The 19,970-nt window shown below is 59.0% G+C and carries 19 protein-coding genes; 11 read left to right on the plus strand and 8 right to left on the minus strand.

The features are described 5' to 3' along the window. The first annotated feature begins 6 nt into the window (after window positions 1–6). From DK510_RS02005 to rarD, 3 genes are all read left to right on the plus strand, one after another. Entirely contained in the window at window positions 7–981 is a 975-nt protein-coding gene (locus DK510_RS02005; protein ID WP_109310689.1) for a GlxA family transcriptional regulator, read from the plus strand. 89 nt (window positions 982–1,070) lie between these two features. Continuing rightward, window positions 1,071–3,524, plus strand: coding sequence for an FAD-dependent oxidoreductase (locus DK510_RS02010; protein WP_109310690.1), 2,454 nt, complete (start codon window positions 1,071–1,073; stop codon window positions 3,522–3,524). A gap of 145 nt (window positions 3,525–3,669) precedes the next feature. Then, window positions 3,670–4,575, plus strand: coding sequence for an EamA family transporter RarD (gene rarD, locus DK510_RS02015; protein WP_109310691.1), 906 nt, complete (start codon window positions 3,670–3,672; stop codon window positions 4,573–4,575). On the opposite strand, the gene DK510_RS02020 is transcribed toward rarD, so the two are convergent. Next, window positions 4,566–5,276 (minus strand): SGNH/GDSL hydrolase family protein, encoded by a 711-nt coding sequence (locus DK510_RS02020; RefSeq protein ID WP_109310692.1) that lies wholly within the window; start codon window positions 5,274–5,276, stop codon window positions 4,566–4,568. The two genes, rarD and DK510_RS02020, sit on opposite strands and share 10 nt — an antisense overlap. 2 nt (window positions 5,277–5,278) lie before the next feature. Further along, window positions 5,279–5,689, minus strand: coding sequence for a nuclear transport factor 2 family protein (locus DK510_RS02025; RefSeq protein ID WP_108861144.1), 411 nt, complete (start codon window positions 5,687–5,689; stop codon window positions 5,279–5,281). 97 nt (window positions 5,690–5,786) lie between these two features. Here DK510_RS02025 and DK510_RS02030 point away from each other — a divergent pair, with 97 nt between their 5' ends. Next, on the plus strand, window positions 5,787–6,434 hold the full coding sequence (locus tag DK510_RS02030; protein WP_109310693.1) for an RluA family pseudouridine synthase: 648 nt from the start codon (window positions 5,787–5,789) through the stop codon (window positions 6,432–6,434). Between the two features lie 2 nt (window positions 6,435–6,436). Here DK510_RS02030 and DK510_RS02035 read toward each other — a convergent pair whose 3' ends face one another. Further along, window positions 6,437–6,622: a hypothetical protein gene (locus DK510_RS02035; RefSeq protein WP_109310694.1), complete on the minus strand. Its 186-nt coding sequence runs from the start codon at window positions 6,620–6,622 to the stop codon at window positions 6,437–6,439. 103 nt (window positions 6,623–6,725) lie between these two features. Here DK510_RS02035 and DK510_RS02040 point away from each other — a divergent pair, with 103 nt between their 5' ends. The 4 genes from DK510_RS02040 (at window position 6,726) to DK510_RS02055 (ending at window position 9,703) form a co-directional block, all read left to right on the plus strand. After that, window positions 6,726–7,415, plus strand: a complete 690-nt coding sequence (locus DK510_RS02040; RefSeq protein WP_109310695.1) for a YafY family protein — start codon at window positions 6,726–6,728, stop codon at window positions 7,413–7,415. Window positions 7,416–7,523: 108 nt separating this feature from the next. After that, window positions 7,524–8,195 (plus strand): OmpA family protein, encoded by a 672-nt coding sequence (locus DK510_RS02045; protein WP_058272535.1) that lies wholly within the window; start codon window positions 7,524–7,526, stop codon window positions 8,193–8,195. A 115-nt stretch (window positions 8,196–8,310) separates the two neighbouring features. Continuing rightward, on the plus strand, window positions 8,311–8,853 hold the full coding sequence (locus tag DK510_RS02050; protein ID WP_108861149.1) for an NADPH-dependent FMN reductase: 543 nt from the start codon (window positions 8,311–8,313) through the stop codon (window positions 8,851–8,853). 49 nt (window positions 8,854–8,902) lie between these two features. Further along, on the plus strand, window positions 8,903–9,703 hold the full coding sequence (locus tag DK510_RS02055) for a MaoC family dehydratase N-terminal domain-containing protein (RefSeq protein WP_109310696.1): 801 nt from the start codon (window positions 8,903–8,905) through the stop codon (window positions 9,701–9,703). Here the strand turns inward: DK510_RS02055 and DK510_RS02060 are convergent. Further along, window positions 9,695–10,735: an FAD-binding oxidoreductase gene (locus tag DK510_RS02060; protein ID WP_200833190.1), complete on the minus strand. Its 1,041-nt coding sequence runs from the start codon at window positions 10,733–10,735 to the stop codon at window positions 9,695–9,697. The genes DK510_RS02055 and DK510_RS02060 overlap by 9 nt on opposite strands. Before the next feature lie 49 nt (window positions 10,736–10,784). On the opposite strand from DK510_RS02060, the gene mnmD reads away from it, so the two are divergent. After that, entirely contained in the window at window positions 10,785–11,450 is a 666-nt protein-coding gene (gene mnmD / locus DK510_RS02065) for a tRNA (5-methylaminomethyl-2-thiouridine)(34)-methyltransferase MnmD (RefSeq protein WP_109310697.1), read from the plus strand. Then, window positions 11,447–12,316, plus strand: a complete 870-nt coding sequence (locus tag DK510_RS02070) for a DMT family transporter (RefSeq protein WP_109310698.1) — start codon at window positions 11,447–11,449, stop codon at window positions 12,314–12,316. The genes mnmD and DK510_RS02070 overlap by 4 nt, the downstream gene beginning before the upstream one ends. On the opposite strand, the gene DK510_RS02075 is transcribed toward DK510_RS02070, so the two are convergent. After that, on the minus strand, window positions 12,290–14,254 hold the full coding sequence (locus DK510_RS02075; RefSeq protein WP_109310749.1) for a lytic transglycosylase domain-containing protein: 1,965 nt from the start codon (window positions 14,252–14,254) through the stop codon (window positions 12,290–12,292). The two genes, DK510_RS02070 and DK510_RS02075, sit on opposite strands and share 27 nt — an antisense overlap. Window positions 14,255–14,387: 133 nt before the next feature. On the opposite strand from DK510_RS02075, the gene dapA reads away from it, so the two are divergent. After that, on the plus strand, window positions 14,388–15,260 hold the full coding sequence (gene dapA / locus DK510_RS02080) for a 4-hydroxy-tetrahydrodipicolinate synthase (protein WP_109310699.1): 873 nt from the start codon (window positions 14,388–14,390) through the stop codon (window positions 15,258–15,260). Window positions 15,261–15,390: 130 nt separating this feature from the next. Here the strand turns inward: dapA and DK510_RS02085 are convergent, their stop codons facing one another. The 3 genes from DK510_RS02085 to DK510_RS02095 all read right to left on the minus strand — a co-directional run bounded on the left by DK510_RS02085 (window position 15,391) and on the right by DK510_RS02095 (window position 19,917). Then, window positions 15,391–16,263 (minus strand): DmsC/YnfH family molybdoenzyme membrane anchor subunit, encoded by an 873-nt coding sequence (locus DK510_RS02085; RefSeq protein ID WP_109310700.1) that lies wholly within the window; start codon window positions 16,261–16,263, stop codon window positions 15,391–15,393. Beyond that, the gene (locus DK510_RS02090) at window positions 16,263–17,012 is read right to left on the minus strand and encodes a 4Fe-4S dicluster domain-containing protein (protein WP_109310701.1); all 750 of its coding nucleotides are present in this window, start codon (window positions 17,010–17,012) and stop codon (window positions 16,263–16,265) included. The genes DK510_RS02085 and DK510_RS02090 overlap by 1 nt, the downstream gene beginning before the upstream one ends. Before the next feature lie 91 nt (window positions 17,013–17,103). Beyond that, a complete protein-coding gene (locus DK510_RS02095) occupies window positions 17,104–19,917 on the minus strand; it encodes a molybdopterin oxidoreductase family protein (protein WP_109310702.1) in 2,814 nt (937 codons plus the stop codon). Window positions 19,918–19,970: the final 53 nt, after the last annotated feature.

Consider the following 19,970-nt stretch of genomic DNA (forward strand, 5'->3'; position numbering starts at 1 on the left):
AAAGTGATGCCATCGCCGTCGAACCTCCCGGCTTCTAACGCGCAGCGACATTTCGACATCGTTGTCGCGCCGGGCTATGTGCTGCTGGAACTGGCGTCATTGGTTGAGGTGCTGCGGTTGGCCAACCGCGTTTGTCCGAGCCCGCCATTCACCTATGCCTATCGCTCTCTGAGGGGTGGCCCGGTCGCCAGCAGCAGCGAGGCGACGATCCAGACCGACCGCATTCCGTCGCAACCCAACGCGGACTATTTGTTCGTCATCGGAAATTCCGACCCCGATCATCCTGATCTGTCGCTGGGGCGTGTTGTGTCGGATTATACTTTCCGCGGTGCACAGGTCTTTTTGCTGTCCGAAGCTGCAAGCCGCTATATCGACGAGCAGGGGACCGAGGACATGTCGACCCACTGGGAAAACGCGTCCTTCCTGCGTGAGCGCCGCGCCCAGTTCGAAGCCAAACTGTCGATTGCAACAGAACAGGGCGCCGTGGTGACTTGCGCCGGGATGGAGGCCACTACCGATGTCGCGCTGGCCGTGATCGGACGTCATATTTCCGGGCCAACCAGAATGACGGTGGCCGACATCATGCTGCACGAGAACATCCGGGATTTCTCGTCTCTCCAGCCATTTTCCGGATCAAAGACCACCGCTACAGGTGACGCCAAGCTGGACCAATGCATCAAGGTGATGCAGGCCAATATCGAAGACCCGCTGCCGATTAACGAAATCGTCGAAGCGCTAAAGCTTTCGAACCGATCGCTGGAACGGAAGTTTAAGAACTATTTCGGAACCACACCAAACGGCTTTTACCGCGAGATGAGGCTGGCCAAGGCCAATAACCTTCTGCTGAACACTACGATGAGCGTGCGCGAAATCGGACTGGCCTGCGGGTTTCCCAACGGTTTCTCGTCGGTCTACAAAAGCTTTTTCGGCGTGACACCCTTTGTGCTGAGGCGTGAAAAACGGCAAGTCAAACAACGTTGATTTTTGCAAATGGGCTGACGTTTTTCGTGCATTCTGTGTCGCTCTTTCGTGTCATTTTGGGTGGAAACTCATAAAGCGGAATCATGAGAATGGCTGATCTTCCAAACAAGGCCCGTGTTGTCATTATCGGTGGCGGTGTCATCGGATGTTCGGTGGCGTATCACCTGACCAAGAAAGGCTGGAAAGACGTTGTCCTGCTGGAGCGTAAGCAGCTGACCAGCGGCACGACCTGGCATGCGGCGGGTCTGATCGCTCAGCTGCGCGCAACGGCGAACATGACAAAGCTGGCGAAATACAGCCAGGAACTCTATGGCTCGCTCGAAGAAGAAACCGGTGTGGCCACAGGCTTTAAACGCTGTGGATCAATCACTGTTGCGCTAACCGAAGAGCGCAAAGAAGAGATCTACCGTCAGGCGGCCATGGCGCGCGCTTTCGGCGTCGAGGTCGAAGAAATCGAGAATGAACGTGTTCAGGAGCTGTATCCCCACATCAACCTCGAAGGCGTGAAGGGTGCTGTTTACTTACCGCTGGATGGTCAGGGTGACCCGGCCAACATCGCCTTGGCATTGGCCAAGGGCGCCCGTCAGCGTGGCGGTATCGTCAAAGAACGTGTGAAAGTCACCGACATCGTCAAGCAGGGCCGCAAGGTAACCGGCGTTGACTGGGTCGCAGATGACGGCAGCGCTTCGGGTCATATCGAATGCGACATGGTGGTGAACTGCGCCGGTATGTGGGGGCATCAGGTCGGCCAGATGGCTGGCGTGAACGTGCCGTTGCACGCCTGCGAACACTTCTACATCGTTACCGAAAATATCGACGGTTTGACCCAGTTGCCGGTTCTGCGCGTTCCCGATGAATGCGCGTATTACAAAGAGGACGCAGGCAAAATCCTGTTGGGTGCATTTGAACCGAATGCCAAGCCCTGGGCGATGGACGGTATTCCTGACACCTTTGAATTCGACCAGTTGCCCGAGGATTTCGACCATTTCGAACCGATCCTCGAAGCTGCGTGTGAACGTATGCCGATGCTGGCCGAAGCGGGTATTCACACCTTCTTCAACGGGCCCGAGTCGTTTACCCCCGATGACGCCTATCATCTGGGCCTCGCGCCTGAGATGGACAATGTCTGGGTCGCGGCGGGCTTCAACTCGATCGGCATCCAGTCCGCCGGTGGCGCTGGCATGGCGCTGGCCGAATGGATGGATAGCGGTGAAAAACCGTTCGATCTGGGAGACGTGGACATCAGCCGGATGCAGCCGTTCCAGGGCAATAAGCAGTACCTGTTTGAGCGCTCGAAAGAGACTCTGGGTTTGCTCTATGCCGACCATTACCCCTATCGCCAAAAGGCCACTGCGCGCGGCGTGCGTCGGACCCCATTCCACCACCACCTGCTAGAACAGGGCGCGGTCATGGGCGAGTTGGCGGGTTGGGAACGTGCCAACTGGTTCGCGAATGAAGGGCAGGAGCGCGAGTATCAGTACAGCTGGAAACGCCAGAACTGGTTCGAGAACTCGTCTGCCGAGCATAAAGCCGTGCGCGAGAATGTCGGCATGTATGACATGTCGTCCTTTGGCAAAATCCGCGTTGACGGCCCCGATGCCGAAGCATTCATGAACTATATCGGTGGCGGCGATTACTCGGTCCCGAATGGCAAGATCGTCTATACTCAGTTCCTTAACCGCGCAGGCGGGATTGAGGCGGACGTGACCGTCACCCGCCTGACCGAGACCGCTTATCTGGTGGTGACCCCGGCAGCGACCCGTTTGGCTGACCAGACCTGGATGCAGCGCCATGCGGGCAACTTCAACGTCGTCGTCACCGATGTTACAGCGGGTGAGGGTGTTCTGGCCATTATGGGTCCAAATGCGCGTACGCTGCTTGGAAAGGTCTCGCCCAACGACTTCACCAACGCGACCAACCCGTTCGGCACCGCACAAGAAATCGAGATCGGCATGGGCCTGGCCCGTGCCCACCGTGTGACCTATGTCGGTGAGCTTGGTTGGGAAATCTATGTCTCGTCCGACATGGCGGGACATGTGTTCGAAACCCTGCACGAGGCCGGACAGGACATGGGGCTAAAACTGTGCGGCATGCATATGATGGACAGCGCCCGGATCGAAAAAGGCTTCCGCCACTTCGGCCACGACATCACTTGTGAGGACCATGTGGTCGACGCTGGGCTTGGTTTTGCGGTCAAGGTCGACAAGGTCAGCGATTTCATCGGGCGTGAGGCGGTGATCGCGCGCAAGGAAAGCGGACCACATAACCGCCTGGTTCAGTTCAAGCTGACCGATCCGGAACCGCTGTTGTTCCATAACGAACCGATCATCCGGGATGGCGAGTATGTTGGCTATCTGTCCTCGGGCAACTATGGCCACACGCTGGGCGGTGCGATCGGTCTGGGTTATGTGCCCTGTGAAGGCGAAAAGGCCGCTGACGTTTTGGCCTCGACCTACGAGATCGATGTTTGCGGCGTCAAAGTCAAAGCCGAGGCGTCGCTCAAGCCGATGTACGACCCAAAATCCGAGCGCGTTAAAGTTTAGCGCCAAGGTTCGACACACGGGGCGCTGTGGCGCCCCGTTTTCTTGGTACATATCAATTTTCTTGATGCGACCGTTCACGGTTTTCGCAGTTTCCAAACCCTCCGGAACAGCCGTATAGACAAACGGTATCATCCGGAGATCCATGATGGCGGACGCCGCAACATCACCCCAGAATGAGGACACGCCAAAAGGATTGGCTCTGGCGGTGACCGCCTACGTTCTATGGGGTTTCCTGCCGCTTTACATGAAAGCTCTGGCGCATATCGGGCCGGTCGAGATCGTGGCGCATCGGATTGTATGGTCGGTGCCTGTGGCCGGACTGTTGCTGGTGGCGCTAGGGCGAACCGGGGATTTGAAGGCTGCCTTACAAAACCCGAAAATGCTGGGCATGGCCTGTCTGACTGCGGCTTTGATCTCGGTGAATTGGGCCATTTACGTCTGGGCGATTGCCAGCGGTAACGCATTGGACGCAGCGTTGGGCTATTACATCAACCCGCTGTTCAGCATTGCGCTAGGGGCAATCCTGTTACGTGAGCCTTTGAATCGTACGCAATTGGCGGCGGTGGGGTTAGCTGCTTTGGGTGTGCTGGTATTGATCGTCGAAGCGGGTCGGCTGCCGTGGGCTGCGCTGGCCCTGACGGTCAGTTGGGGGTTTTATGCTTTCTTCAAACGCTCGCTGCCCATCGGCCCCAATCAGGGCTTTCTGCTTGAGGTTCTGATCCTGCTGATCCCAGCCTTGGTCTACATCACCTGGTTGGGGGCAAAAGGAACCGGCCACTTTGGCGCTGCCGCTGGGGACACCATGCTGCTGGCCTGTGCCGGCATTGTCACCGCTGTTCCGCTGCTGGTCTATGCCAACGGGGCCAAATTGGTGCGGTTGTCCACAATGGGAATCCTGCAGTACATCGCGCCGACGATGATCTTTATCACTGCGATTACCGTGTTTGGGGAACAGATCGATCGGGGCCGTATGATCGCCTTCCCGCTGATCTGGGCGGCTTTGGTGGTCTATACGATCCCGATGATCCGTCAGATGCGGGGTCAGCGCTGATGCAATAAGTCGGCCGCGGCCTCTGCCCACAAGCGATAGGCTTTGGGGCTTGGGTGATATCCGTCCGGAGCAGCCAGTGCCGGGTCATCCGGAAACTCCAATGACAGGTGCCGGGCTTGCGGGAATGTCGCAGCGGCCTTTTGCAAACCCCGATCCAACCGGGCCGCCTGTCGCCCCAGTGCCCAGGCCAGCGGCTGGGGCAGGGCCGGAAAACGGTTCATTTGTGGCACGGCAGTAACCACGACACGTCGAACACCCAGGTTGCTCGTCAGATGATCCAGAAGTTGGGTCTGCAAAGCCGTGAACTTTTGCCGGGATACTCCACGCGTGACGTCGTTTACACCCAAGGCTGTCACGGCGGCGTCATAGCTGCCTTCAAGGTGGTTCAATCGTTCCAGCGTATCCTGTGTTGTGTGGCCCGTCGTCGCTTCCAGTCGCCACTCCACGCTGTAATGGCGGGCCAACCGCGCCACGAGAAACCCCGATAGTGCCTGTTGCTGTCGCCCAGCCCCCACACCCGCGGCCGAGCTGTCACCAGCGATGAGCAGCCGCAACCGGGGGCCGCGCCCTTCGCGCCCTTGGCGCGGGCCGGACGGTTCGGGCAGCAGCTGAGCGTTACGACGCACGGAAATCGCCTGTGCTGCCAGAACCGGCAACAGTGGGACACGCAATATCTGATCGGCGGCAATCGGGGCAGTCATGGTTAGCTGAGCGCGTTTTTGTATTCGAGGAAGCGGGCGTCCGTCATAACCCGAGCCATCATCGCCTCGCGCAGGGCGCCAATGGTTTTGTAGGGACGCATGACCACTTCGAAGTTTTGGATCAAACCCTCATCGTTCAACGTGATCAGATCGACGCCGACCGCGTCCAGATCCCCGACCTTGCATTGAAACTCCAGCGCCCAATCCTTGCCTTCACCCATAATTCGGCGATAGCGGAAGTCGGAAAACACCTGTCCCACGTGACCCAGAACAGCCGCCACCGGTTCGCGTCCGGTCCAGGTGCTGTAGTAAGTCGGCGGGGAAAACCGTACGTCTTCGGCCAGCAATTCGTGGATCAGGGTTTCATCGCCCTTGGCGACAACGTCTTGCATGCGCTCGATTGTGGGGTGCATGGGTTCTCCTCCGCTTTGGGTCTGAGAGTTGCTGAACCGATCCGTTCAGGCAAGCCCGACGTTGCGGGAACCTACGCCGTGCGATAGGCAGGCGCGCATGAGCGAGACCTATGATCCCCCGAATACGCCGTTGGATGTGCTGCATGAGGATGCACAGCTGATCGTGGTGAATAAGCCCTCGGGGTTGTTGTCTGTGCCGGGGCGTGGCGCGCATCTGGCCGATTGCCTGTTGACCCGCGTGCAGGCGGCGTTTCCTCAGGCTTTGCTGGTGCATCGGTTGGATCGGGATACCTCGGGTGTCATGGTGTTTGCCCAGTCACCGCACGCACAGCGGCATCTGAGCATGCAGTTTGAAAAGCGCCAGACCCGAAAAACCTATGTTGCGCGCGTTTGGGGGCGCATCGAGCAAAAGTCAGGAACCGTCGATCTGCCGTTGATCGTGGATTGGCCCAACCGCCCGCGCCAGATGGTATGTCACGAGACTGGCAAACCCGCCGTCACTGACTGGCGGTTTGTGAAATTCGAAGGTGAGACAACGCGCGTCCGATTGTTCCCAAAAACGGGCCGGTCGCATCAGCTGCGCGTGCATATGCTGGCGCTGGGCCACCCGATTCTGGGCGATCCATTCTACGCCGAGGGCGAAGCGCGCGATTTCCCGCGTCTGATGCTGCATTCTGAGGAACTGCGCCTGAAAAGCCCGGAGGGCGGAGTTTCGATGAAATTCCGCGCCCCGGCTGATTTCTGACCTCAGGCCGTGCTTGTCCACAGCATCTTGAGGTTGCCTAGCGAGAACCGTTTGGTCCGTTTGCGCGGTGCGCAGGGCTGACGGGCAGTCATAATTTCACGTTCGATCTCGAACGCGCGCAAAGTGTGATCCTGCGCCCAGCGGTCCAGTTTCAATGTCATCATCACGTGATTGTCGAGGTATGGCATGGTCGACCTCCTTTGGTTTGTTTTCCAAAGATCGCAGATCACTCCTGACACCACCCTGTCAGTGGGGTGTGCTAGGATGTCAGCAGACCGTCCGGAGAACCTTATGCGCCGCTCAACCCGCCTTTTTGAAATCATCCAGATCCTGCGTTCGGCCGAAATGCCTGTGACGGCGGAGGCACTGGCAGAAAAGCTGGAAGTGTCAGCGCGTACCGTCTATCGCGATATCGCCGCTTTGCAGGCACAGCGAACCCCGATCGAGGGTGAAGCCGGCGTGGGATACTTGATGCGGCGGGGATATGACCTGCCACCCTTGAATTTCGACGCTGAAGAGGTCGAGGCGCTGTGGGTCGGGTTGTCGATGCTGGCGCGCACCGGGGATAGCACCCTGCAACAAGCTGCGGACCGTGTTTGCCGCAAGATCGACGCTTTGCGCGCGCCTGCGGATTGGCTGCAAGTCGCCCCATGGGGTGCGCCGATGGACGATCCGGCCAAGGGGTGCGTGCCTGTCGTAAACTATCGCGAGGCCATCCGCTCTGAACGCAAAATTCGCATCACCTATGTGAACGCCGAAGGTGAGCGAACCGAGCGGGTCGTCAGACCCGTCGCCCTGATCTACCACATCGAATGCACGATGTTGGCGGCGTGGTGCGAGCTGAGGAATGGGTTTCGCCATTTTCGTACGGATCGCATCTGGGCCTGCGACGTGACAGACGATCATTTCTGCGGGCAGGGGGAGCCTCTGCGAGCGATCTGGCAAGACCAGAAACAATTGGATCCTGTTGAACGGCGGTAATTTGCCGACTTCACCCGATTGTTGCTTGAGCCTAAGATAAGGTAACGCGATATACTGCGCCAAACAAAGCGGGTTCGGTGAACGGGCCCCAGAGCAGAAGGTGATTTCATGACGATTTCCAAGAGTGTTCTTGCCGCAGGGCTGTGTTCGGCCATGTTTTTGGGGGCCTGTACGGACCCCGGCACATTGAACCTGCCCTCGGACCCGAACCAGAACGCCAAGCAGGGTGCACTCCTCGGCGGTCTGATCGGCGCGGGTGTCGGCGCGATTGCCAATGGATCTGATCCGCTTTTGGGCGCGGTGGCAGGCGGTGCGATCGGTGCGGCAGGGGGTGGCCTGATCGGCAATCAACTGGACAAACAAGCAGCAGAACTGCGTCAGCAACTGGCCAATCAGGGCATCATCGTTACCAACGCTGGCGACCGACTGATTGTGACCGTCCCGAATGATATCACCTTTGACACCGACAGCGCGACCGTGCGCCCGGCACTGCGGGCCGATCTGGTCCGGGTGGGGCAGAATCTGGTGAATTACCCCAACTCGAACGTGCAGGTCATCGGCAATACCGACAGCGACGGCGACGCCGCATATAATCAGGGTCTGTCTGAACGCCGCGCGCGGTCTGTCGCCGATATTCTTCAAGCCAATGGCGTAAGTGGTGCACGCATCTCAACCATCGGCCAGGGCGAAAACCGCCCGATTGCCTCTAACCTGACGCCCGAGGGGAAGGCCCAGAACCGCCGGGTCGACATCGAGATCATTCCGAACGGAAACACATAATGAAATGGGCACTTTCGGGTGCCCATTTTTCGCACATTGACTGCGCGTCATCCGGTCTTTGGTGCGCGCGAAAGTTACGCTAGCTATTGGGAAACACCCGAACCGGAGTTTCCCAATGTCTGACCCCATACTTCTGAGCCTGTCCGGCTCATTGCGCCAAAGCGCGACCAACCGCAAATTGCTGCGCGAAGCGGCCCGGCTGTTCGAGCCGGGGACACATATCGAAGCCGATCTGAACCTGCCGCTTTATGATGGTGATCTTGAGGATGGCGAGGGCATTCCTGCCGCAGTGCAAACTTTGTCCGATCAGATCGCGCAGGCTGATGCAGTGATCATTTCGACCCCGGAATATAACAAAGGCCCGTCGGGTGTTCTGAAAAACGCTTTGGACTGGGTCAGTCGAACCGATGGCCGCCCCTGGGCCGACAAACCGGTTGCCGTGATGTCAGCTGCCGCAGGACGCGCAGGTGGCGAGCGGGCGCAGATGGTTCTGCGCGGCTATATGGTTCCGTTCCAGCCTCGTATCCTGCAGGGGCCAGAAATTCATCTGGCCAGCAGCTCGAACGAGTTTGATGAGCAGGGGAAATTGTTGAGCGACCGTTACGAAAGTTCTCTGCGGACACTCATGCAGAAACTGCGGGCGGAGGCCGGGTTCTGAGATCAAGACGCCGCTTGCCGGGGCAGATCCGTCTACATAACCTCTCATCATGACTGAGGATATAAAGACAGATGTGATGGACCCGGCCCGCGCCTCCGCGCTGCTGGCTGCGCTTGGTTCCCATAAGAAATTCGATGCGGGCGATCACCTGCCGCCGTTCTTTCACCAGCTGTATTTCTGGTCCCCTCAGTTGCCTGCCAGTTTGGGGCGGGACGGGCATCCAAAGGTTGGGGGCGGTCTGATCCCCGATATGGGCTTGCAACGTCGGATGTGGGCCGGGGGACGGTTGCAGTTTCACGCGCCGCTGGTCGCGGGCTCAAAAGCCGTGCGCCGGTCTGTTCTTGAAAGTGCGGCGACAAAAACCGGACGGACGGGACCGCTGGGGTTTGTTACCCTGCGACACGAGATTTCTCAGGACGGTCAATTGTGTCTGAGCGAATGGCAGGATCTGGTCTATCGGCCTGACCCTTCGGATACTGACATCAAGCCCAAGGCACCCGTGGCCCGTACCGATGAAACCTACAGGCGAGACGTCACCTTCGACAGCACATTGCTGTTCCGATACTCGGCGCTGACCTTCAATGGGCACCGTATCCATTACGATCTGGACTACGCGCGGGATGTCGAAGGCTATGACGGTCTGGTCGTTCATGGCCCTTTGCTGGCACAATTATTGATGCTGTTTGCCAAGGATCTGGCAGGTCCCTTGGCTCAGTTCTCATTTCGCGCGTCATCGCCGCTAATGCACTCTGAGACGGCGACCTTGTGCCGGAATGGCCAAGGGATGTGGGTGCGCGGACCAGATGGGCGGCAATGCATGTCCTCCGAGTTTGTCCCGCGATCAGAGTGATGCTTCGGGTCTGAAATCACTCGGGATCGCGTCCCGGTTCTCAAGAACCAGATCCGCCATGACCTCAGCTACTTTCGGGGCCATGCCAAAGCCGATCTTGAAACCACCATTGGCAATGAATTGACCCTTGTGTACCGGGTGCGCGCCCAGCATCGGTGCGCGGCTTTTGCTGCGCGGCCGTACACCCGCCCATCGTTCGATGACCTCTGCGCCGTGCAGGACGGGAATGGCCCGCATCGCCCGGTCCAGAACGTCATCCAGAGCTGCATCCGTGCTGGTCGGGTCGTCATAGTCACGCTCAGAGGTCGATCCAATCGCCAATGTCCCGTCCGCATGGGGTATGAAATGGATCGCGTCCGCAAACAGCTGTGGAACCTTACCCGCATCAAACCGCAGCAATGCGGCTTGACCCTTGACGCCGTTGCCAACTGTTTTGCCAACCGCCTTGGTCAGTTCCTGCAGGCCGGCAAGGCCGGTGGCATGGACAACCTGCCCGCGGTCCGGTGCGTCGGCTACGACCTCGACGCCCATCACAGTCAATGCCGCAACCAACGCCGCACAGGCCCGGCGGGGATGCATGCGTGCGCTAAGTGTATCATGGATAACAAACCCTGTGGGGCTGGGCGGGCACCATGCGCCGACTGCTGCAGTTTCGACGACCCGCCATTCAGCCCGACCCTGCCACAGCTCGGCCGCCGTTTCCGCGCGCGCATGGGCAAGATCCAGTGTGCGGGTGTCGGCGATGGGTTGCAGCCGTCCCAGCCGCGCATATCCGGGTGAGACGCCGCCTGTGGCCTCGACTTGTTTCCAGAATGGTTCGGCCATGATCAGGCTGTCGAACTGAAACGCCTTCTTGGCATTCCAGTTTTCGGGCACATGCGGTGCCAGTGCGCCAACCAGGCCATGGCTGGATCCGGCTCCGGGACCAAAAGGGTCGACGATCTGCACCTTTGCGCCTCGCCGTGCGCAGGTCCAGGCAATTGACAGGCCGAAAATCCCTGCACCGCGCACCGTCACATCGACCATTGCCATTCCCCTTTACCTTGTTCAGTGTCGCGCCGCTTAGCTACAGGATTCCCCGATGGCAGACCAGCGCGCCGAACTGACATGGACTGAGGATCACATCCCGGTCTCGGATCGTTTCGACGATCCGTATTACTCGTTGCAGAACGGGCTGGAAGAGACGCGGCATGTGTTTCTGGCGGGCAATGAGCTGCCTGCGCGGTTCGCACCTGGCTTCCACATTGTTGAATTGGGCTTTGGAACCGGCTTGAACATGCTGACTGTCTGGTCAGAGTGGGAGAATTCCGGCCAGACCACGCCCCTGTCCTTTACCAGCTTTGAGGCCTATCCGATGGCGCCCGCGGACATGTACCGAGCGCTGGCGGCCTTTCCTGAACTTGCGCCTTGGTCTGAACGGTTCCTTGCGCAATGGGAGGGCGGCACATGTGATTTGGCCACCCTGCGGCTTGAGGTTGTTGAAGGCGATGCGCGTCAAACCCTACAAACGTGGGAAGGTGCCGCCGATGCGTGGTTTTTGGATGGGTTCTCTCCGGCTAAAAACCCCGAATTATGGGGTGCAGACCTGATGCAGCAGGTCGCCGACCACACGGCCACTGGTGGGACGGCGGCGACGTATACCGCCGCTGGGTTCGTGCGACGGGGGCTTGAGGATGCCGGTTTCACTGTTACGCGCACACCCGGTTATGGCCGCAAGCGCCACATGACCCGGGCGGTCAAATCATGACGCAGCAGAACAATACGCGCGCCGGGATTGCGTTGATGGTCGGGGCGACCATCGTCTTTGCACTGCAGGACGGTATTTCGCGCCATCTAGCGGGAACATACAACACATATATGGTCGTGATGATCCGCTATTGGTTCTTCGCCGCCTTTGTCATCGCTTTGGCCGCACGTGCGCCCAGCGGATTGAAGGCCACCACCCAGACGAGCCAGCTCAAGCTGCAGATATTTCGTGGCCTGCTGTTGGCGGCCGAGATCTGCGTCGCGGTGTTCAGTTTCACTGTGCTGGGCCTGATCGACACGATGGCTGTCTTCATCTGCTACCCGTTGTTGATCGCCGCGCTTAGCGGGCCGGTATTGGGCGAACAGGTCGGCTGGCGACGCTGGGCCGCAATCGGCGTTGGGTGCATCGGTGTTCTGATCATCCTCCAGCCCGGCGTGGGTGTCTTTAACCCTTGGGCCATTGTACCGCTGATCTCGGCATTCATGTTTGCAGTCTATGGTCTGTTAACCCGTTACGTGTCCCGCCGGGACAATTCCGCCACCAGCTTTTTCTGGACAGGCGTCAGTGGTGCCGTCGCCATGACGCTAGTGGGAATGTGGTTCTGGGAGCCGATGGCCCAGACGGATTGGGCCTGGATGGCGCTGCTATGCGTGAGCGGCGTTCTGGGACACTGGTTGCTGATCAAATGCTATGAGATGGCCGAGGCCAGCGCGGTGCAACCCTTCGCCTATTTCCACCTGGTCTGGAGCGCGATCCTGGGAATCTCGGTCTTTGGTGAAACGCTGCGCCCCGAAGTGGTCATAGGCGCAGCGCTGGTTGTCGCGGCCGGGCTGTTCACCCTATGGCGCGAAAGACGCCAGCGTTGACCCGACCAGTTCCTGCGAGAACGGGATCGGCAAGGCAGGTTGGCCAAGACGGGCGCGATAGACCGGTAGGCTTTCCGAAACACGCATCACGTAGTTGCGTGTCTCGCTGAACGGGATCGCCTCAATCCAGTCGACCACGTCGATTTCACCTGCGCGCGGGTCGCCATAGCGATCCATCCACGACATCGGCCGACGCGGACCTGCGTTATACCCGGCCGCCATCATCACGACGTTTCCGTTAAAATCAGCGGCCAGACCGGACAGGTAATTGGCACCCAGCTTGGCATTATATTGCCAATCCGAAGTCAGCTTGATCGTCTTGTGGCCGCTTAGGATACCCAATTCCTTGGCAACAAGCTTTGCCGTGGCCGGCATGACCTGCATCAGCCCGCGCGCGCCGGCTCCACTGATCACAACGGGGTCAAACTCGCTTTCCCGACGGGCAATGGCCAGCGTCATTTCCTTGGCCATGGGCAAACCCATGTCGGCCACCGGATGCACCGGGTAATAGGCGGCTGGCAAAACCAGGCCGACTGTTGCAGCGCGTTTGGCGATCATCACGGCCAGATGCGGCTGCTTTAACTCGATCACCAAATCGCCCAACTGATTGGCCTGAACCGGGTCCAACCCTTCAACCAGATGGGTCAGGAACCGTTCAGACAGGGTGTCTTCGTCAGCCTTCAGCAGCAGTAGCCCCGCCTCCAGCACACTTGAATTGGAGAACTCAGCTTGCTTCCAGTGTGGCGCTCGGCGGGGGGTGGCCAGTTCACTATCGAAAGGACGCCCGATCTGCTCCGCCGCCAGCAAACCGTAGAAAGAGGATTGATAATCTGCACCCATCGCATAGGCGTCATAGGCTTTTTCGGCGTCACCATGGGCCGCATAGGCACGACCCAACCAATACCCGGCGCGTCCTTTCGAAATCGGCGATTTCACCGCGTCCGAGAAGTTCTGGAAATGCCGGATCGCGGTCGCAGGATCATTCAGCTTCCGCAAGGCCAGAAACCCGGAAAGCCACTCCAGATCCGCATAGCCATAGCCCATTTCCGGCGTCATGTGGTGATTGGCAGCAATCTGGTAAGCGCGGTTCTGGTCCCCATTCCGCATCTCAAGTCGGGCCAACCGGCGGCGGCCTTCGGCCCATTTGTCAGGTTCTCCCAACGCATCAGGGCCGGAAGAACGCGCCAGCATCAAGTCAATCGCGCTGTCGTCCAACTCTTTCTTGTCACGCCAGACGAACCTGTCAAAAGCCAGGCCCGGAGAATCACTCAGCGATTTCGGAACTGCCGCCACCTTGCCGTCGACGCCGGGTTGCCGTTTCTGAAGGCCGATCCGCGCCTCAGCCAGTTTACGCTGATCAGCGCTGACCAGCGGTAGCATCTGACTTGCGCTGACAAGGTGGTTGTCCCATAGCATCCGGTCCAGACGGGCGGCGTGATGGGGTTTCAGCAGCTTGCCAAAATTCTCAAGATAATCTTTTTGCAGACCCGAGCCCATTGGCATCGTCCGCCAGGCCGCGACGATATCGGCTTCAGCATCTCCCTGACGCCCCTTTGCCTTCAATGCGACTGCATAGTTCAATGCACCCTCTGCGGTTTGCGGCGGCTGTTCGGCATAGAATTTAAGAACGCGGTCCGGGTCGGCGCCAGTGAAGGCGGGCTCACTTTTGCGCCGCAACCAAGCCAGACCAGGCCAGTCTGGACGACGATCCAAAAACACCAGAACGTCACCCGAACTGCCAAACCCTTCGCGCAGCCAGTGCCAGACGATGATGTCCCGAGACACTGAGCCCCGCGCACCAGAAACACGCAGGGCTTCATTCCAGTCCCCCTTGCGCATTTCATTCATACCGGCCCGCAGATCACCTGCGGCGTCGGCCCGCACTTGTGTGCCCGAAATCAGAATTACGACCGTCAAAAACGCCAGAAAGCGTGTCATCCCTTGCATTTCCCAACCAACCAAGGATACAGCCATTCAGGATAAAGCTTGCGCCGTCGGGTTCAACTCAAGAAAGACAGATTTCTGGCAAACCGAGGCGTAAAAATTACAAACTGCACCTAAGGAGCGTGTCATGTTCAAAGGCTCTATGCCAGCCCTCGTCACACCGTTTAGCAACGGCGAGTTGGACCTGAAGACGCTCAAACACTTGGTGGAATGGCAGATTCAGGAAGGCTCCACCGGGTTGGTTCCCGTTGGCACCACCGGCGAAAGCCCCACGCTGAGCCACGAAGAGCATGAAACTGTTGTCGACGAGGTTGTCAAAGCCTCGGCTGGTCGTGTTCCTGTGATCGCAGGTGCTGGGTCAAACAACACTGTTGAGGCCATCCGGTTTGTGCGATTCGCGCAGAAAGTAGGTGCCGCTGCAGCTCTGGTCGTGACGCCTTATTACAACAAGCCCACGCAAAAGGGTCTGCTGATGCATTTCCGCGCGCTGCATGATTGCGCGGATATTCCGATCATCATCTACAACATTCCCGGTCGGTCTATAATCGACATGACCCCTGAAACCATGGGTGAGTTGGCGAAACTGCCGCGCATCGTCGGTGTGAAGGACGCAACCGGAGATCTGGCCCGCGTCAGCCAACAGCGCGCTTCCTGCGGCCCGAACTTTTGCCAGCTGTCCGGCGAGGACGCGACAGCGCTTGGTTTCAATGCGCATGGTGGCGTTGGCTGTATTTCGGTCACCGCGAACGTCGCACCCAAACTGTGCGCCGAATTCCAGCAGGCGACGCTGAACGGCGATTACGCCAAGGCGTTAGAGTATCAGGACCGCCTGATGCCCCTGCACGAAGCGATCTTTATCGAGCCCGGCCTCGTGGGTGCCAAATACGCGCTCAGCAAATTGGGTCTGTGCAGCGAAGAAGTCCGCTCGCCCCTGTCCGGGCTGGAAAGCAGCACCAAATCCGCGATTGACGCGGCGCTCCAACACGCCGGCCTTATCTAAGGCGAATTCAAAAAAGAAAAACAGGCGGCCTCGAACCTCGAGCGCCGCCTTTTTTTGTTCCGGTTCCAGACTTCATCTGGCCCAAAATATCCCGGGGGCGTCGCGGCTTGCCGCGACGGGGGCAGAGCACCTATCGTTTTCCGTAATACAGTCCAACGACATGCTCGGCCTGCGCAAAGAAAAGCCAGCGCGATGTGGCAACGCCGGCAAGGTGCGACGCCACGGCCAGCAGTGCAAAGAAGTGGCCGAACGGCAGTAGCAGCAGGATAACCGGCAGGACAAACGCCAACACAAACGAGATGATGCGCAGCTTTTCAGCATGCTTACGGCCAACGACGTGAACGAATTCACGCAGCAAATAGTTGGTGCCGGTATGAGGCGGCTCGAATGCACGCACGGTGCCGCGATCGCCCAATCCGGTTGCCGTGCCCAGGTCCGTGCCGGACTCCTCCAGCGCTGTGTCGCCCTTTTTCCAATACAATATCTGCACCAGCGCCGCGATCAGCAGCAGCGGCAGCGCTACCCGGACCTGCCCGGCCAGCAGGGCACCGCCTGCAAGGCTGAAGCTGAGGAACATGGCCGGAGTCAGGTTCATATTCCATCTGGGAATAGTTTTGAGCTGCGTGTAGATCATCGACGTGGTGAACACGGTCAGTAGCGAGAACAGCGCACCGATCCAGCCAAGAAGGCTCCAGCGTTGGCCCAGGAAGATCACGCCAATCGCATAAAGCCCCATGACGATCAGAGCGATGACCGCGCACCAGCCTTCGCGACTGAGCCAGCTGGTCTTCCATTGTGTAAACGCTTTCCAGGCCCGCTCGGGGTGGCCAAGGTGAAAGGTGGACGCCATCAGGCCGCCAACGGACAGGGCGTAGGCGATGGCGAAAAAGACAAAAGCGACCCAGCCAGAGACGTCTGGCAGACCGAGGCTCAAAAAGAACAACAGTCCAAAGCCAAGACCCGACAGGGTGGTGAAAATGATGACGGAAGGTGCTGGATGCATCAGAGCTTCTCCAAGGTCTTGTCCAGCCAACTAAGGAACCCTTTGGGCTCTTCAGCGACCGGGGCCAGCAACGGGGCCAGGATGTCGATCTGATCTTCGACGTTGTCCTTTGGCCGTGGCGGCAGGTATTTGTTGACGGGTTTGGTGCCCATTTCGGGCATCAGGTCCATGCCACCGCGTTCGGCGACCAGTTTGCTGACATCGCTGTCCGCATCGCCCAGATCACCGAAGTGGCGCGCGCCTGCGGGACAGGTGCGAACGCATGACGGAACACGGTCTTCTTCCGGCAGGTTTTCGTTGTAGATACGGTCAACGCAGAGGGTGCATTTCTTCATCACCCCTTCGGCCTGATCCAGTTCACGTGCGCCGTAGGGGCAGGACCACGCGCACAGGCCGCAGCCGATGCAGTCGCTTTCATTGACCAGAACGATGCCGTCCTCGACCCGCTTGTAGCTGGCCCCTGTGGGGCAAACGGTGACGCAAGGCGCGTCCTCGCAGTGCAGGCAGGATTTGGGGAAGTGGATCAGCTGGGCGTGACCTTCCGCCGGTTGCACCTCATAGGAATGCACCCGGTTCAGGAATGTGCCGGATGGGTTGGCACCATAAGCGTCCTGATCGGATAGCGGCGCGCCGTAGTTTTCCGTGTTCCAGCCTTTGCATGAGATGACGCAGGCGTGGCAGCCAACGCAGGTGTCCAGGTCGATGACCAGACCCATCTTGCGGTCGGTGGATGTGGGGAGCTGGGTCATGACTACCTTGCCTCCGCTTTTTTGGTGAGGGCGGACTGGGGCGCTGCCCCAGACCCCGCGATATTTTTGGCCAGATGACGCAGGGATCGGGTCATTTGCCTACCTTCCATGCCAAATCCTTCGGTCCAGTTCCGACCGGAGATTCAATCGGTGGGAATTCCGGTTGGCTTTCCGCATCCGTTGGTGGGTCAGCTTTTTCGATCTTCACTTTCAGGTCGAACCATGCGGCCTGACCGGTGATGGGGTCAGAGTTGGCCCACCGCAGACCATCGCCCTTGGGCGGCAGCAGTTCGTGGATCAGGTGGTTCAGCAGGAAGCCCTTGGTGGCCTCGGGCGCGTCGTCTTGCAGCGCCCATGCGCCTTTGCGTTTGCCAATGGCGTTCCAGGTCCAGACGGTGTTCTCGTTCAGGGCCGCCATTTCCATGACCGGCACTGTGATCTCGCCATGCGGCGAGGTCACCTTGGCCCAATCACCGTCGCTCAGGCCATTCTCGCGCATCAGCTTGGTCGGAACATAAAGTGGGTTGCGGCCGTGCAACTGGCGCAGCCATGCGTTCTGGGTGCCCCAGCTGTGATACATCGCCATGGGGCGCTGGGTCAGCGCGTTGACGGTGAAGCCTTCGCTGCCGGTCTGGTCTGTTTCGTACCAGATGGGCATCGGGTCCAATGTCTCTTTGATGCGTTCCCGCAGGTGTTGCGGGGGCTGACGTTCGCCATGGCCTTCGGCGGCAAGCTGGAACTTGCGCATCGGCTCGGAATAGAGCTGAAACAGGTATGGCTGCGGGCTGTCATAGATGCCCATGCCGACAGCCCAATCCTGATAGGCTGCGTTCCATGGTTTGTAGTAATCCGCGCCTTCGGGGATGTGGGCCACGTAGAAGCCGCCGTTTTCAATATAGCGGTTCAACTGGTCAGGGTTGACCTCGCCGCGGCCTTCCTTATCGCCGTTTTCACCACGGAAACCGGCAAGCGGGCCGATGCCGGGCTTGCGCTCGTGGTTGACAATGTAGTCGGAGTAGTCCTGCCATTTGGCGCTGCCGTCTTCATTGGTGAACCCCGGCAGGCCCAAGCGGTTGGCCAGTTCGACCAGCGCTGACTGAAAGCCTTTGACGTCCCGGTCGGGTTCAATCACAGGCCAGCGGATTGCGTCGGCTGCCGCGTCTGCTTCGCAGATCGGGCGATCAAGCAGCGAGATACAGTCGTGGCGTTCCAGATAGGTGGTATCCGGCAGGATCAAGTCGGCATAGGCCACCATTTCCGACGAATAGGCGTCGGAGTAGATGATATGAGGGATTACATAATCGCCGTTCTCATCCTTGTCCGTCAGCATTTCCATGACACCTTTGGTGTTCATGGATGAGTTCCAGGACATGTTGGCCATGTACATGAACAGCGTGTCGATCTTGTAGGGATCGCCCGCATGTGCGTTCGAGATTACCATATGCATCAGCCCGTGGCTGGACATCGGGTTGTCCCACGTAAATGCCTTGTCGATCCGCGCCGGGCTACCGTCCGCCTTCAGCGCCAGATCCTCTGGCCCTTGAACGAAGCCTAGATGCGGGCCGTCGAGCGGCGTATTCGGGGTCACCTTGCAGTGCGGTCTCGGGTGCGCCTCGACCGGTTTGGGATAGGGCGGTTTGAAGCGGAAGCCACCGGGGACTTCGACTGTGCCAAGGATAATCTGCAACACGTGCAGTGCGCGGCAAGTCTGGAAGCCATTGGCATGAGCCGAGACACCGCGCATCGAGTGCATGGCAACCGGGCGGCCGATCATCTTGGTGTGTTTTTCGCCGCGGAAATCGGTCCATTCGCGCTCCAGCTCGAACGCCTCGTCAAAAGCAACGCGGGCCAACTCGCCCGCGATGGCGCGGATACGGGTGGCGGGGATGCCGCACTGCTCGGCGATGTTCTCGGGCGCGTATTCGTCGCTGAGGTAGCGTTCCGCCATCAGATGGAACACGGGGCGATGGGTGACGCCATCCTTCTCAAAGGTTGCCGACAGGTCGGGGCGGACGCCCGGTTTGTCAAACGCCGTCAGTTCGCCCGTGTTGCGATCAACAACCAGTGGCTTGCCATTCCCATCGCGCAGGAACAGACCCTTGGTGGGGCCTTCGGATGCGTCGACCAGAACCGGCGCGTTGGTGTAACGGCTGAGATAGTCCAGATCAATCTTGCCGGCCTTCATCAGCACGTGGATCATCGACAGGATGAACAACCCATCAGTGCCAGGAGTGATCCCGACCCAATCATCAGCCACCGCGTTATAGCCTGAGCGGATCGGGTTGACGCCGATCACCCGTGCGCCACGGGCTTTGATCTTGCCGATGCCCATCTTGATCGGGTTGCTGTCGTGGTCTTCGGCAACACCGAACAGCATGAACAGTTTGGTGTGATCCCAGTCAGGTTGGCCGAATTCCCAGAACGCGCCGCCCATCGTATAGATGCCGCCCGCAGCCATGTTGACGGAACAGAAGCCACCGTGTGCTGCATAGTTACAGGTGCCGAAATTTTGCGCCCAAAAGCTGGTAAAGCTTTGGCTTTGGTCCCGACCAGTGAAGAAGGCCAGCTTCTCGGGGTTGTCCTCGCGGATCGGCTTGAGCCAGCCAACGGCGATGTCCAGGGCCTCGTCCCAACTGATCTCTTCGAACTTGCCCGAACCACGGGGACCGACACGTTTCAGTGGCGCGCGCAGTCGCGAGGGTGCATTGACCTGCATGATCCCTGCCGAGCCCTTGGCGCACAGGACGCCCTTGTTAACCGGGTGATCGCGGTTGCCTTCGATATAGGCAACCTTGCCGTCCTTCATGTGTACGTTGATGCCGCAGCGGCAGGCGCACATGTAGCACGTTGTTTTTCTGACCTCGTCAGAGACCTTGGGAGAGGTATTAATGATTGGCTGGTTCATTTCTGGTCCCTGTGGCTTTTGATCCGATTATTCTCATGAGCAGAGATCAATCG

Source organism: Ruegeria sp. AU67, from assembly GCF_900312795.1.
Taxonomy (GTDB): domain Bacteria; phylum Pseudomonadota; class Alphaproteobacteria; order Rhodobacterales; family Rhodobacteraceae; genus Ruegeria; species Ruegeria atlantica.

Bases quoted from the DNA above. Each gene is read 5' to 3' on its own strand.
- DK510_RS02055 (WP_109310696.1), top strand. From the start codon at position 8,903: ATGACTGAGGATATAAAGACAGATGTGATGGACCCGGCCCGCGCCTCC.
- DK510_RS02030 (WP_109310693.1), top strand. From the start codon at position 5,787: ATGAGCGAGACCTATGATCCCCCGAATACGCCGTTGGATGTGCTGCAT.
- mnmD (WP_109310697.1), top strand. From the start codon at position 10,785: ATGGCAGACCAGCGCGCCGAACTGACATGGACTGAGGATCACATCCCG.
- DK510_RS02040 (WP_109310695.1), top strand. From the start codon at position 6,726: ATGCGCCGCTCAACCCGCCTTTTTGAAATCATCCAGATCCTGCGTTCG.
- DK510_RS02035 (WP_109310694.1), bottom strand. From the start codon at position 6,622: ATGCCATACCTCGACAATCACGTGATGATGACATTGAAACTGGACCGC.
- DK510_RS02095 (WP_109310702.1), bottom strand. From the start codon at position 19,917: ATGAACCAGCCAATCATTAATACCTCTCCCAAGGTCTCTGACGAGGTC.
- DK510_RS02085 (WP_109310700.1), bottom strand. From the start codon at position 16,263: ATGCATCCAGCACCTTCCGTCATCATTTTCACCACCCTGTCGGGTCTT.
- DK510_RS02045 (WP_058272535.1), top strand. From the start codon at position 7,524: ATGACGATTTCCAAGAGTGTTCTTGCCGCAGGGCTGTGTTCGGCCATG.
- rarD (WP_109310691.1), top strand. From the start codon at position 3,670: ATGGCGGACGCCGCAACATCACCCCAGAATGAGGACACGCCAAAAGGA.
- DK510_RS02010 (WP_109310690.1), top strand. From the start codon at position 1,071: ATGGCTGATCTTCCAAACAAGGCCCGTGTTGTCATTATCGGTGGCGGT.
- DK510_RS02025 (WP_108861144.1), bottom strand. From the start codon at position 5,689: ATGCACCCCACAATCGAGCGCATGCAAGACGTTGTCGCCAAGGGCGAT.
- DK510_RS02060 (WP_200833190.1), bottom strand. From the start codon at position 10,735: ATGGCAATGGTCGATGTGACGGTGCGCGGTGCAGGGATTTTCGGCCTG.
- DK510_RS02090 (WP_109310701.1), bottom strand. From the start codon at position 17,012: ATGACCCAGCTCCCCACATCCACCGACCGCAAGATGGGTCTGGTCATC.
- DK510_RS02020 (WP_109310692.1), bottom strand. From the start codon at position 5,276: ATGACTGCCCCGATTGCCGCCGATCAGATATTGCGTGTCCCACTGTTG.
- DK510_RS02005 (WP_109310689.1), top strand. From the start codon at position 7: ATGCCATCGCCGTCGAACCTCCCGGCTTCTAACGCGCAGCGACATTTC.
- dapA (WP_109310699.1), top strand. From the start codon at position 14,388: ATGTTCAAAGGCTCTATGCCAGCCCTCGTCACACCGTTTAGCAACGGC.
- DK510_RS02075 (WP_109310749.1), bottom strand. From the start codon at position 14,254: ATGACACGCTTTCTGGCGTTTTTGACGGTCGTAATTCTGATTTCGGGC.
- DK510_RS02050 (WP_108861149.1), top strand. From the start codon at position 8,311: ATGTCTGACCCCATACTTCTGAGCCTGTCCGGCTCATTGCGCCAAAGC.
- DK510_RS02070 (WP_109310698.1), top strand. From the start codon at position 11,447: ATGACGCAGCAGAACAATACGCGCGCCGGGATTGCGTTGATGGTCGGG.